Origin of the sequence: Dehalococcoides sp. UCH007, from assembly GCF_001010485.1 — a bacterium.
Classification (GTDB): Bacteria; Chloroflexota; Dehalococcoidia; order Dehalococcoidales; family Dehalococcoidaceae; genus Dehalococcoides; species Dehalococcoides mccartyi_A.
Genome location: NZ_AP014722.1, coordinates 1,351,445 through 1,364,132 on the forward strand (window position 1 = coordinate 1,351,445; position 12,688 = coordinate 1,364,132).

The window sequence follows — 12,688 nt, forward strand, 5'->3', positions numbered from 1 at the left end:
AAATTAAATAGAGCTAATCCTGTAAACTAGACCACCGTAAAATCCAGCCTTAAATATTCGCTTATGCCTATATATAGAGCCACCTGATAATGCCCCTTTAAAAACCCTCCTTCAGGTTTTTCCAGAGAGTCAGTATGCACGCAGGTAGACGAATCAATAAGGGAAATACTTTGTATCTCATTTCCTTCAAAAAACCAGACTACCATGGTAGCCGCACAGCATACATCCAACGAACGCGGCTGCCAACTGAAATATATCACAGGAGTATCTGAAGTGAAGGTGTCACAGCGGTCTGCCGCTATGCCGTCATTGCCTATAGCAGATGAAGTATGGGCATTAAATATCCTGGCGTAATCCAGTGAAAAAGGAACTGCGCCGGTATCTTGGGCGGCATCACCGCAACCACTACCAAACAACATTATCCCGCCTGCCAGCACTGCCGTCAGCCATATATTTATAAACTTGAATGATTTCATATACCTATACCCCTGTATCACTTGAATTTCTGAAATATTCTGCACTGAAATCCGGTATGAATCTATAAATATCATCCTGTTTCCAGCCGGTCATACCCCAGAGGTTCTTGTCCCGGCTCTGGCGGTCATCCCAGCACCTGATTATCTTGGCATCGTTCGGCCTGACCGGATGAATACGGCAGGTCTTCTTTTCCTTATCAAAGAAGATGCAGTAACCGCGGTCATAAGTCCGTCTGGGATGTATGCGGGCACCTGTTATATCCTCCTGCCCTTCCTTCGCCCACCTGAGGAAAAAGGTCTGGCAGTCCGCCGTATCCGCCACCATGTACCTGTCTATCAGCTCCTTGACCGAAATATTCAGGTATTCGGCCACAGGGGGAATTTCATCAGGACGCGGCATGCAGGGGTAACACAGGCAGCAGTAGCCGCAGCACTGGCACTTTTTAAAATTGAACTTAGAGGCCATGAAATGCCTTCCGGCCTGTTCACGGCAGTAGTTTTCATACCCGGCTGTCAGGGCGCGATAGTTTGAAATATCACGGGCAGAAAGATTGGACATAAACGGACGAAGCTCTTGCATGGTTTCCCTCCGGGTAAGGTAACAGTATCAGGGGGTACTTAGTACCCCCTGATATTTTAAAAGGCTATATGGACTGCTTGTGCCGTCTTAAGAGTGCCCAGGTAGTTGCCAGCAGGAGAACTGCCAAGATGAAGAAAACCAGAAACCCCATCCAGGCAGATTCGGGTTCATTCTCTACCAGAGACCCGAAATAATGCTGAACAGCACCTATGCCCGAAAGCAGACCCAGAGCACCTATCAGCCATTCATACCATCTGACGGCTGTCTTGGCTCTAAGCCAGTTTACCAGTAAGGTTAAAGCAGCACCGAAAAGTACGCCTATCCAAAAAATCATTTTATATAATCTCCTATACCGAAGTCGTTATTAGTAACTGGTATCGACCCCATACGGATAGTCATCCACTTCGTCCCACCAGGTAGCAGGATTCTTCCGCCCGTACTTAAAGGACTTTTCCATATTCTTGAAGAAAGTATTGAACACAGGTGTGGTGGAAACAGTGCCCTTGACTACGTCATGTATAAACGAGCCGGGGTGGGAATTGAAGGGACAGGTACCCTGGCAAATGGGACAGTGGGGGCACTTGGTATAGTCACAGCGCCAGCCCAGGAAACCTGCGTTGCCAAAGGTATTATCATCTCTCCATGTAGGTTCACCGGGATTGATAGCCCCGAAAGGACAAGCCTCGGCACAGATACCGCAGCTTTCACAGAATCTGCGGGCACCAAAATCAATGGGGCGGCTGGGTGGCAGCGGCATATCAGTCAGGAAACCCCAGGTAACTCTGACGGTAATGCCGTAAAGCGGGTGGTTTACATATGAAGCACGGGAAAGTTCACCCAGACCGCCCAGAACCGCCCAAGCACCAGCCGGAGAAAGGCTGTTGTTGCCGGCACTTATCATCTGGTAGCCCAAGCCGCGGGCAAAATCCTGGAAGTGGGCTTTGGTATTGTAGGCGCGTTCGTAACTGGTCTCTGTAGCCGCTCCTTCAAACCTGCCGGACTGGCGGCGGGTCCATTCGTATGGCTGACGCATAGTCCAGAGGAAAATATATTTGCATTTGTTGGGAATAGTAACTTTTCGGGGAGTTTCAATACATTCCTCAACATCCCCGAATTCAAGTGTTTTGCCGTACTGGTCAACAGTAAAGACAAGTTTTTTAAGGTTATCATCAAGTTCCAAAGCACCCACGTCTTCACCGCCAAAATAACGGATACCGGCTTTCAGGGTTCGGAGGTTATCTTCGGGAGTACCCTGATACTTGGTGCCGCCCATCTCTTCAGGGGTATGCACCATTTTAGGTCCGGCATAGCTATCGGTACTACCCAGGTAACCGCCGGCCGCCCGAACTGCCGCTACCAGGTCTACCATATTGCCGCCCAAATTCATCCTCTGGGGAAACTGACCGAAAGCGAACATTTCCGAAGCATGAGTAAGAGCGGTAGTCCGGATATCCCCGAACCCGTCTATACCCGGCTCAAAACCGGGAAATTCTTCACGGGCTTTGGCATACAGAATTTCGTCTTCGGCTTTTTTATCTTCCCAATCCAGCCATCTGGCCACCGGCGCACCGATAGCCTTCAAATTGTCATAAACCGGCAGGGTAGGATCCATGCGCGCCCAGGTATAAGGGCGTCTTTGAATCATATCCCAATCTATGGGGGTGGTAGGGTCTCCGTGCTCCCGCTCTTTGACAAACCAGGGTAAATTGCGGGTGCTGGGTGTTGAAGCTACGAGCTCATCAAGGTCATGGAACATAGGGGTTACGGCTGAGGCGGCACCCAATCCGGCTCCGGCCATACCTATCCCTTTCAGGAAATCCTTACGGGTAAGTGTACTGTGAAAGTTCGACATGTTTACCTCCTCTAATGGTTACTTGGCAGGAACTGTATTCAATTCTGCTTTTGTTTTCTGTCACCTCCTTTCAGTCTTTAAACCACAGCAGATGAAAGTATTTTTAGACATGGGAAAAGACATAAAACTTCGCTCTGAATGACAGTTTAATGATAAGGGAACACAGGTAAGCATTCGCATAAACGAATGCCCGTAATAATAAGGATTTGCTTATAAATACGTTAGAGTTTACTTATGCAGAGGAAAAACCGGACATGAAGCGTATAAACCAGGGTATTTTGCTGAAAAATGGGGACTAAACGGGGATTTTAGCCGTTACCGAGATAGTAACCCAAGCCATACTTGGTCAGTATCAAATCAGGCTGGTTCAGAACTGATGCAAGTTTTTCCCTCAACTGGTTAACAAGTACCCTGATAGCCTTATGACAACCCGGATACTCATCACCCCAGATAGCCGAAGCAAGGCTTCGGTAGGTGACATAATTCGGCCGCTGATTAGCCAGATGAAGGAAGATAATATTCTCGGTAGGTGAAAGCTTTAGCTCATGTCCATTTGATTCTATTTTGTTCAGGGCGGGATAGTAGGTCAGGTTACCCATAGCGTATACTTCACCCTCCGAAGGATGTGACCGCTTTAACACATTTTTCACTCTGGAGATTAGTTCCATCTGACGAAAAGGTTTGCTGATAAACTCGTCAGCACCCTTGCTGAGCGCCACCACCACATCCATCTCGTCTTTTTTTACCGTCAGCACTATAACGGGCACCTTTGAAAAACGGCGTATCTCCTGCAATACTTCTATGCCGCTCATATCCGGCAAACCCAGATCAAGGATGATAAAATCCGGTACTTCGGTCTCTGCCAGCTCTATACCCTCTTTGCCAAGCTGGGTTCTGACTATCTGTATATCAGGCCAGGCTACCGAAAAAGTGAGCGCTACCAGATCAATTATGGATAAATCATCCTCTATTATCAGTGTCTTCATCCCATTCGCTCCTTATCGGCAGTGTAAAGTAAAAGGTACTGCCGTGGCCGTATTCACTGGTAAACCATATTTCGCCCCGGTGCAGTTCAACAATCATCTTGGAAAGAGCCAGCCCCAAACCCAACCCTCCGTACCTGTCCCGCTTGGTATTGATACGATAATAAGGAGTAAAAATTCCCTGCTGCTTATTCTTGGGTATACCCGTACCCTGGTCTCTGACCGATATTTTTATATTATCCCCTGATTTCACAGCCTCAATACAAATTTCACTGCCGGTACGGGAAAACTTGAGTGAGTTGCTGAGCAGATTAAGCACCACCTGATGAATCATTTTTTTATCAAATAACGTTAACGGAATATCGCTGCCAAAATTCAGCACTATCCGTTTTTGCATTTTCTGGGCCTGCGGCTGAAGGTAATCTACACAATCCCCGATAACTTTTCTGATACTGGCATACTCAGGGTCTGTTTGCAGCTGGCCTATTTCCCCCTTGGCCAAGTTCATAAGGTCATCAATCTTGTTATTCAGATTAATAGCCCCATTCTGCATGTTTCGGGCATAACCCAGCAGAGCACTGCCTGAAAGCTCGGATACCAGGTATTCACTGGAGGCAAGCAGGGGAGTAAGGGGTGTTTTGAGCTCATGCACCAGTGCCCGCATAAAGTAATTACGCTGATTCAGCTGGTCTTCAACCTCCGCATGAGCCTGCAGTTCCCGCTCATAGGCTTCCCGAAGGCTCTGTTCAAGCCGCTTGGTTTCCGAAATATCACGGTAGACCACCACTGCTACTTCCCTGCCGCTCAAATAAATAAAGCTGGCATTTATTTCGCAATCCAGCCGTCTGCCATCTTTGGTAATATATACATTCGGGAAACGGAGTACCGCATATTCTGACTCAATAACCAGTTTGGTATTTTCCAGCGCATAATCTTTCATATCAGAAGCGGTAAGGTCAAGCGGGGTCATCTGAAGGAGCTCTTCCCGTGAATAATTGACCATCTGGCAAAAAGCCTTGTTTACTTCAATATATTTACCGGGCGGTGTTTCACCCGAAAAATCAATCAAAGTTAACCCGTCATTGCAGTTATTAAAAAACATGGAATAACGGGTAAACAGTTCGTTTAATTTCCGTTCCGTTTTCTCATGGTTTTTTATTTCCTGAACCAGTTTGCTGTTTATTTCGGCCAGCTCTTTGGTACGCTCGGCCACCTGTATCTGAAGCTGTTTACGGAGATTAACCGGGTCAGTCACATCCTGCAGGACTTCATACAAAAACTCCCTGCCATTTATGGTGACCTTGCTTGCGGTTTTTAAGATAGTAATCAGCTTGCCGCTGCTGGTCAGCAGCTGCCTTTCGGCATTGTCTACTGATTGTCCCATATCCAGTATCGGGCAATTACCCTCTGCCGCCGGACAAATGAACTTGTGGCAGGAATGGCCGATAATCTCGGATGCCCCTGCCCCGATAAGTTTCTGGGCAGCCCTGTTTATATTTACAATCTTTCTAGATGAAGTATCTATGACTACAATGCCCACCGGCAAAGCATCTATCTGGATTGTATCCAAGCTGTCAACCATAAAAACAGTTTCCCCGCAAAGCCCCGATACTTATAATAATATTAATATTACCATACAAAAACCCAAGTACAATCAGACAAAATAACCAAAGCCTGCCTATTTCAAATAAGGCCGTGCTGATTACGGCGGTAAGGCAAAGAGTGTATAATGGTATGAAAATATTGAATATAACTAATCGATATCATTCCGGGTAAACCGACAGAGGATTTGCCTTATGATTAACATCGATTTATTTTACAATCTGGCCCTTCTGATATTTGTAGTTGTCATAATAGACCTGATAATGCGTCATGGCGGCTACTTCACCCGTAACAGCAAAATTATTCTGGGTATGGTTATCGGCGGAGCTACCATACTGGGTATGATGAATGCCGTAAGCGTAGCACCCGGGGTTTTCTTTGACGGCCGTTCCGTACTTATCAGCGCCGGCGCGTTTATAGGCGGCCCGGTCATAGCCCTGATATCCTCTGTCATCGCCATTATTTTCCGAATCTCACTGGGGGGTGACGGCGTACTTGTCGGTTCAAGTGTAATTGTCTGGGCGGCTCTGGCAGGGCTTGCTTACTACTATCTGAGGCAGCGCTATTCCAAGATTACAAACCCTTTGCTGCTGCTTGCTTTCAGTCTGATTGTACATGCCGGAATGCTGGGTTTGATGCTGGCCCTGCCCGGAGGTATTTCCTCCACTGTTATCAGTGAAATTGCTTTTCCGGTACTCACTATATTCCCCATTGCCGGTTTGATTGTCTGTCTGCTGTTTTTAGACCAGGAATCTTATTACTCAACCATATCTCAGCTGTCACTAAGCGAGCATAAACTGAAAACCGCCCTTGAGGCTATACAGGAAAGCAGTGAAAAACTACGTCTGCATACCCAAAACTCTCCGCTGGCTACTATAGAATGGGATGCTGATTTTATAGTCACCCGCTGGGAAGGTGCCGCACCCCATATATTCGGCTGGGGCGCTTCCGAAACCATAGGCAAATCCGTCTATGACCTGAACATAGTATACGAACCGGATGCACCTATCGTCGAGCAGACTATTAAGACTCTTAAAGAGGGCATCAGCAGCCAGGTTGTAACTCTTAACCGTAATTACACAAAGGACGGGCGGGTTATTCACTGCACATGGTACAACTCGGCCCTTTATGACAGTAATAATAAGATGATATCCATGATGTCTCAAGTGGAAGACTCCACCGAACACGAACGGATTGAAACAGCTTTGGCTGAAAATGAAAAGCACTACCGCGAACTATACGAACAATCCCCCGCCGGATACCAATCACTTGACCAGAACGGGGTTTTCATAGAAGTAAACCGCCTTTGGCTGGATACCTTAGGCTACCAAAAAGAAGAGGTAATAGGACACTGGTTTGGTGAATTTGTAGCATCCGAGGATTTAGATAAATTTAAAAAGAATTTCCCGCGTTTTGTCAAAGCCGGCCATACCCATGTGGATTTCAAGATGAAACGGAAGGACGGGCAGATAATAATTGTTGCCTTTGAAGGACGGATTGCCTACACACCCAAAGGTGAGTTTAAACAAACCCACTGCATTATTCAGGATATAACCGAACGTTATAAAGCCGAAGAGGCAACCCGGGAACACAAAGAAAGATATGAGGCATTGTTTAATTCCAATAATGACGCCATTCTTGTCCATCAGCCGCAGGGCGAATTGACACCGGGGACTTTTATAGAAGCAAATGATGCCGCCATTACGCTTTTAGGTTATAACCGTGAGGAACTCTTAAAACTTTCCCCGTTTGATATTACTAAAAACGATAACATGAGTTCGGAACCGGTTAAAAGAACCATGGAATCTTTGAGGCAAACCGGGAAAGTGCAAAATGAGCGCATATTCATTCACAAAGACAGACACGAAATCCCGGTGGAAATAAATGCCAGATTATTTAAATACAAAGGTATTGATACCGTAATTACCATTGTCCATGATATAACTACCCGAAAACAGGCAGAGGCAGCTTTAACTCACGCAGCCGAAGAATGGCGCACTACCTTTGATTCCATTAAAGACATGATAGCTATTGTTGACCCGAAACATACAATCCTCAGGGTAAATCTGGCTTTCGCCAATGCCCTCGGGTTTAAGCCCAATGACCTGGTAGGCAAACATTGTTACGAGGTTATCCACGGGATGAATCAGCCCCATCCGATGTGCCCCCATGCCCGTACGCTGCAATCCAAGCACGTGGAATCCAGTGAGTATTATGATAAAAAACTGAAGCTCTGGGTGGAAGCATCTTCGTCACCTATATTTGATAACAAGGGCGATTTAACTGGCTCGGTTCATGTTATTAAGGATATATCCAAACGCAAACAGGAAGAACTGCAACAACAACAGCTTCGCAACAAAGCGGAAATGTCCAGCCGTTTGGCTGCGGTTGGCGAAATGGCAGCCGGTATTGCCCACGAGATAAATAACCCGCTTACCGGAGTAATAGGTTTTTCCGAACTTCTGCTGGAAAGGAAAGATCTGCCCGACGATGTCAAAGACAACCTGCAAATCATAAATGAAGGAAGCCAAAGAGCCCGGGAAATTATCAAACGGATGCTTACCTTTGCCCGGCAATCTACCCCCCAAATGAACCGGGTGGATATAACCAGTCTGATAGACCACACTCTGGAACTGCGTAATTACGTACTGGCTACAGCCAATATTAAGGTTATCAAAGATTATGATGCTAATCTCCCCTGGGTGATAGCAGACCCGGGTCAACTTCAGCAGGTCTTTTTAAATCTTATTGTAAATGCGGAACACGCTATGAAAAAAGCCCATGACAAAGGGATACTTACTATTCAAACAAAAAGCCTCGGCAATTACATACGCATATCAGTTACAGATGACGGGCCGGGTATGCCTGATGAAGTTTTGAAAAAACTCTTTCAGCCGTTTTTTACCACTAAAGAACCGGGGGAAGGCACTGGGTTGGGGCTGAGCCTTTCGCTGGGCATTATTCAGGAACATAACGGCACTATAAGGGCAGAGAGCAAAGCCGGTAAAGGCACTACGTTTATTGTTGAGCTGCCTGCAGCCGCTGATGCTGACGCAACCGGGGAAATACCGCCTGCGGCTGAACCTCAAAAAACCATAACTAAAGCCAATATTCTGGTGGTAGATGACGAACCCGCCATAAGGCTGCTTATAAAGACTATTCTCAGCCAAAACGGCCATACAGTTGAAGAGTGCGATGATCCCCGCAAAGCACTGGATAAGATTATATCCGCCGACTATAACGTAATCCTGCTGGATATCCGTATGCCCGGTATGAGCGGCATTGAACTCTTCAACAATATTCTGGTGAAAAAACCGGCCCTGTCTCAATCTGTAATATTTATTACCGGGGACACCTCTGACGAAGCCACCAAAACATATCTGGAAGCTCATCAGACTCCTTATATCAGCAAACCTTTCAACCGCAAGACACTGGAAACAGCAGTAGGTGAGATATTAGGGAAAAAACCCTAATTTTTCTTATCCGAACTGAATCCGGCAGGGCCGGCAACACCCCATCTAGTGCAAGCGCTCCGTTAAATTCGGCAGTTTACCCTCAAGATAGAGCTTCAGGGCTATATCTATATCCGCCACATCAGTCATATGCACATCAATACCGGCCTGTTCCAAACTTTGCCTGGCCCCCATGCCCATTCCGCCGGCTATAACAAGCTGACAATCAGTAATATTTGAAACCATACCGGCATGAATAGATTGGGAGTGGGCATTAAATCCGTGGCAAGCTCCGGCGGCATGGTTATGCTCATGACTCATACCGGCAGTGTGGTGACCGGCTTTAGGTCTTTGCTCTTTACCGGTTACACTGCCATTTTCGATACTTGCAACCAGATAATACTGGGCACGCCCGAAATGCTGACAGACTGTTTTACCGTTATCGGTTACTACGGCAATTTTCATTACTATTCCTCCACCTGATTGATAAAGCTATATTCCGTGATTTGTATTGAGCATATGCTCTTTACTAATATTAACTCATTACCCAAGGTATATCAAACCCGCCTTACAAATAAAAAGGCGGGGGATTTGTCCTCCCCCGCCTTAGGTATAACCGGGAACTCTGCTTAAGCTTTCCTGGTTTTCCTGACGGACAACTGCCAGGCTACACCCAGCAGTATAAGGGCGATAATACCAAAGATAAGCGCCCCCATCCAGGCTGACTGGGGTTCATTTTCACGCAGAGAGCTGAAATAATGCTGACCGGTAGCAAATAAGGCTAATACGCCCAAGCCGCCCAGCAACCATTCATACCACTTTGTGAACACTCCCTTTTGCACCAGCCGATTAGCCACAAGAGCTATAACTGCACCTGCAAGCAATCCAATCCAAAACATTACATTACTCCTTTATTCATTTTGCCTTAGTAGGATGTATTTATACCGTAGGTATAATCATCTATATTCCACCAATCACGCGGGTCCTTGCGTCCGTAACCCATGGTTTTCTCCATATTGGCAAAGAAACTGTTGAAAACAGGAGTAACGGAAACGGTATTGCGTACCAAATCATGTATAAATGAACCGTCACCATTGGTATTAAAGGGGCAACTGCCCTGGCAGACCGGACAATGCGGGCAGGTGGTGGTATTGGTACGCCACCCGTTGAAACCGGGGCGTGAACCGGGTTGGGTAGCTTCCCAGGACGGGTCGCCCTTCTCAATGAGGCCGAACGGACAGCTGTCTGCGCAGATACCGCAGGTCTTGCAGAAATCATACACGCCGAAGTCTATGGGTTTAGTGGACATAAGGGGCATATCGGTCATCATTACCCACATAGCCCGGTTAGTAGTACCGTATTTGGGAACCAAGGTGGGTGATGACATACGGCAATGTTCCCCCATGCCGGTCAAGGTAGCTATGGCATTGGTATGGTAACCCATCATATGGGTGGAAACCGCAGTATACCCCATAGCATGGATAAACTCCTGAATGATAGCCCCGACAAAGGGGAATCTTTGATAGGAGTAGTATACAGCAGCATCCTCATATTCACCGGCCTGGCGTCTGGTGGATTCGTAAGGCTGGCGGGCAGTCCACTGGAGTATGTATTTGGCTTTAGCGGGAATAACCAGCTTGGTTGCGGTCTCAGCCGCTTCGTCTACGTTTTCTATCACCAGCTGCTTTCCGCCGCTTGTCTCATGGAAGAGCTTGAAGACATCCGAATCCAGTTCCTGAGCACCTACATCACAGCCGCCAAGGAAACGGACTACCTGACGCAGAGTAAGCAGGTTCTCTTCGGGTGTACCTTCCCAGCGCGGTACACCAAAATCCTGCGGGCGGAGTGTTTCACTGGAGCGAAGACCCAGGAAGGAGGGGAAGGTGGCAGTGCCTCCGGCCTTAAGTATAGCCTGAAGAACATTGACCCTGTTGCCGCCCATGTTTATTTCGCCGGGCCACATGCCCATCCGCATAAATTTGGTAGCCATAAAGAGAGCGGTTGTCCGGTGGTCTCCCAGACCGGCATAGCCGGGTTCCCAACCCGGAAATTCCTTTTTCATGTAATCAAAAAGAACTTGCGCCTGTTCAGGGCTGGCCCAGACACCCGAACTGCCGCCGGGAATACCCATGGCATATCTCTCCTGAGCCGTCAGGGTTGGCCTGGCCTGATAGGGGAAAACGCCATCCAGCTTGGGCAGATTCTGCCAGTCAATGGGCACTGAAGGATCTTTGAAATCCCGCTCTTTGACCCACCAAGGCAGCTTCTGTACTCCGCCGGAAGAAGCAGTCAGCTCATCCACATCATGGAAAACCGGGGCGGCAGCAGACACTGCTCCGACACCGGCACCAGCCAGACCCAAAGCCTTCATAAAATCTCTTCGGGAAAGTGTTGAATGAAAAGTTTTCACTTAAGATCTCCTAATCAAGTATTTGACACTAATAACCAGTTTAAGGAAAATATAAATACGGAAGGGCACTAAAAGTTATCTCTAATCCAGCTAGCTTAAATACCTTCCTTTCTGGCGGCCTCTGATACAGGTCGCCGGTTTTTATTTTCAAAGCTCACTACTATCAAAACCTAATTTCCGTTTCCAGAGCGAGCCTTAAAACCATATATCAGACCATGCAACGCCATATATAATGTTCGTATCATAATGTTCGTATCATAATGTTCGTCATGGAATATTAACCCCCGCAGATAAAACCGTCAATACGCCGAAATGCGTATTTTAACTGAATTTTGGGGTATACTTTAGGATATATAACAATGCTAAACCTGTATTCTTTAGAGATTGATAGTTATTTGTATTTAATGTCTGGTTTATTGTTTAATACTTAGACAGGCTGATATTTACCAAAATACAGATTGGGGAAACAGGATTATGCCAAGCAACAATACTTTTGAGATTTGGTCTATGCTGATGCAGGCAAGGGCAGGCGCTTATAATGTCCGCCGCAAAGAGCTGCTTGATACAGGAATTACACCTGAACAGGCAGGTATACTGAATATTTTGCATGTGGGAAGAGATACCGTAGTAACTCCCGCCAAAATTTCCAAAATATTTTTACGCGAACCCCATACCGTCTCGGTAACCCTAAAGGGAATGGAAGCCAAAGGGCTGCTGGAACTAAGAAAAGACCTGGAAAGACGGAATATGATTCGGGTAGTGATAACGGAAGCAGGGGAGAACGCCAGAAACGCTGCGTTTTTACTGCCGAAAGTCCAGAAAATATTTGAGGATTTTTCTGACGAGGAAATAGACCAGCTTAAGGGTTTGCTCCAAAGAGTACGGGATAAATCTATAATCGAGCTTTCTACCCCAAAAATTAAAACCGGTTATGACTTGAACATACTTCACAGTTACGACACCGAAATATCGTATAAAAACAAACCCTGATAAAAATTGATAGATAAAGCGGGGGATTAAAATCCCCCGCTCTGAGTTGATTGGTAAACCTTATTTAGGCTTTCTTTACTCTCCGGGCAACCATCTGCCATGAAAGAGCCAGCAGAATAAGAGCCGGCAACCCAAGCACTAGCAGGAACATGCCGGCGGCCTTGGTTTCAAACTCATCTATACTGCCGAAATAATTCTGAATAGTAAGCAGGAGCAGAACCAAGCCTGCTATACCAATCAGCCATTCATACCACTTCAGGCTGAAATTGTTACGTTTCATCAGCCAGAACAGCCCCATAAGCAATGCGCCAACTATTAAACCAACTATTAACCACATATTTTA

12 protein-coding genes are annotated in these 12,688 nt (G+C 46.6%); 2 read left to right on the plus strand and 10 right to left on the minus strand.

Translation table 11 applies throughout. From position 1 onward, the window contains the following. Positions 1-26 precede the first annotated feature (26 nt). The 6 genes from UCH007_RS07120 to UCH007_RS07145 all read right to left on the minus strand — a co-directional run bounded on the left by UCH007_RS07120 (position 27) and on the right by UCH007_RS07145 (position 5,473). The gene (locus UCH007_RS07120; RefSeq protein ID WP_046961443.1) at positions 27-476 is read right to left on the minus strand and encodes a hypothetical protein; all 450 of its coding nucleotides are present in this window, start codon (positions 474-476) and stop codon (positions 27-29) included. Positions 477-480: 4 nt separating this feature from the next. Further along, positions 481-1,056 (minus strand): YkgJ family cysteine cluster protein, encoded by a 576-nt coding sequence (locus UCH007_RS07125; RefSeq protein WP_023652857.1) that lies wholly within the window; start codon positions 1,054-1,056, stop codon positions 481-483. A gap of 64 nt (positions 1,057-1,120) precedes the next feature. Then, a complete protein-coding gene (locus UCH007_RS07130; protein ID WP_012882627.1) occupies positions 1,121-1,390 on the minus strand; it encodes a hypothetical protein in 270 nt (89 codons plus the stop codon). 30 nt (positions 1,391-1,420) lie between these two features. Then, complete coding sequence (locus tag UCH007_RS07135; protein ID WP_041331559.1) at positions 1,421-2,908, minus strand: reductive dehalogenase; 1,488 nt, start codon at positions 2,906-2,908, stop codon at positions 1,421-1,423. A gap of 308 nt (positions 2,909-3,216) precedes the next feature. Then, entirely contained in the window at positions 3,217-3,894 is a 678-nt protein-coding gene (locus UCH007_RS07140; protein WP_023652860.1) for a response regulator transcription factor, read from the minus strand. After that, on the minus strand, positions 3,869-5,473 hold the full coding sequence (locus tag UCH007_RS07145) for a sensor histidine kinase (RefSeq protein ID WP_023652861.1): 1,605 nt from the start codon (positions 5,471-5,473) through the stop codon (positions 3,869-3,871). Before UCH007_RS07145 ends, UCH007_RS07140 begins: the two co-directional genes overlap by 26 nt. A 214-nt stretch (positions 5,474-5,687) precedes the next feature. On the opposite strand from UCH007_RS07145, the gene UCH007_RS07150 reads away from it, so the two are divergent. Further along, positions 5,688-8,966, plus strand: coding sequence for a PAS domain S-box protein (locus tag UCH007_RS07150; protein ID WP_046961444.1), 3,279 nt, complete (start codon positions 5,688-5,690; stop codon positions 8,964-8,966). A gap of 45 nt (positions 8,967-9,011) precedes the next feature. Here the strand turns inward: UCH007_RS07150 and UCH007_RS07155 are convergent, their stop codons facing one another. From UCH007_RS07155 to UCH007_RS07165, 3 genes are all read right to left on the minus strand, one after another. Next, a complete protein-coding gene (locus UCH007_RS07155) occupies positions 9,012-9,410 on the minus strand; it encodes a NifB/NifX family molybdenum-iron cluster-binding protein (RefSeq protein ID WP_041331564.1) in 399 nt (132 codons plus the stop codon). Between the two features lie 164 nt (positions 9,411-9,574). Next, on the minus strand, positions 9,575-9,844 hold the full coding sequence (locus tag UCH007_RS07160) for a hypothetical protein (protein ID WP_012882556.1): 270 nt from the start codon (positions 9,842-9,844) through the stop codon (positions 9,575-9,577). A 26-nt stretch (positions 9,845-9,870) separates the two neighbouring features. Continuing rightward, the gene (locus UCH007_RS07165) at positions 9,871-11,355 is read right to left on the minus strand and encodes a reductive dehalogenase (protein ID WP_046961445.1); all 1,485 of its coding nucleotides are present in this window, start codon (positions 11,353-11,355) and stop codon (positions 9,871-9,873) included. Positions 11,356-11,829: 474 nt separating this feature from the next. Between UCH007_RS07165 and UCH007_RS07170 the strand changes: the two genes are divergently transcribed. After that, positions 11,830-12,345, plus strand: coding sequence for a MarR family winged helix-turn-helix transcriptional regulator (locus UCH007_RS07170; protein ID WP_012882634.1), 516 nt, complete (start codon positions 11,830-11,832; stop codon positions 12,343-12,345). Positions 12,346-12,409: 64 nt separating this feature from the next. Here UCH007_RS07170 and UCH007_RS07175 read toward each other — a convergent pair whose 3' ends face one another. Then, the gene (locus UCH007_RS07175; RefSeq protein WP_046961446.1) at positions 12,410-12,682 is read right to left on the minus strand and encodes a hypothetical protein; all 273 of its coding nucleotides are present in this window, start codon (positions 12,680-12,682) and stop codon (positions 12,410-12,412) included. Positions 12,683-12,688: the final 6 nt, after the last annotated feature.

Coding starts and splice junctions, on each gene's coding strand:
- UCH007_RS07140 (WP_023652860.1), bottom strand. CDS start 3,894: ATGAAGACACTGATAATAGAGGATGATTTATCCATAATTGATCTGGTA.
- UCH007_RS07160 (WP_012882556.1), bottom strand. CDS start 9,844: ATGTTTTGGATTGGATTGCTTGCAGGTGCAGTTATAGCTCTTGTGGCT.
- UCH007_RS07155 (WP_041331564.1), bottom strand. CDS start 9,410: ATGAAAATTGCCGTAGTAACCGATAACGGTAAAACAGTCTGTCAGCAT.
- UCH007_RS07175 (WP_046961446.1), bottom strand. CDS start 12,682: ATGTGGTTAATAGTTGGTTTAATAGTTGGCGCATTGCTTATGGGGCTG.
- UCH007_RS07135 (WP_041331559.1), bottom strand. CDS start 2,908: ATGTCGAACTTTCACAGTACACTTACCCGTAAGGATTTCCTGAAAGGG.
- UCH007_RS07170 (WP_012882634.1), top strand. CDS start 11,830: ATGCCAAGCAACAATACTTTTGAGATTTGGTCTATGCTGATGCAGGCA.
- UCH007_RS07145 (WP_023652861.1), bottom strand. CDS start 5,473: ATGGTTGACAGCTTGGATACAATCCAGATAGATGCTTTGCCGGTGGGC.
- UCH007_RS07150 (WP_046961444.1), top strand. CDS start 5,688: ATGATTAACATCGATTTATTTTACAATCTGGCCCTTCTGATATTTGTA.
- UCH007_RS07120 (WP_046961443.1), bottom strand. CDS start 476: ATGAAATCATTCAAGTTTATAAATATATGGCTGACGGCAGTGCTGGCA.
- UCH007_RS07125 (WP_023652857.1), bottom strand. CDS start 1,056: ATGCAAGAGCTTCGTCCGTTTATGTCCAATCTTTCTGCCCGTGATATT.
- UCH007_RS07130 (WP_012882627.1), bottom strand. CDS start 1,390: ATGATTTTTTGGATAGGCGTACTTTTCGGTGCTGCTTTAACCTTACTG.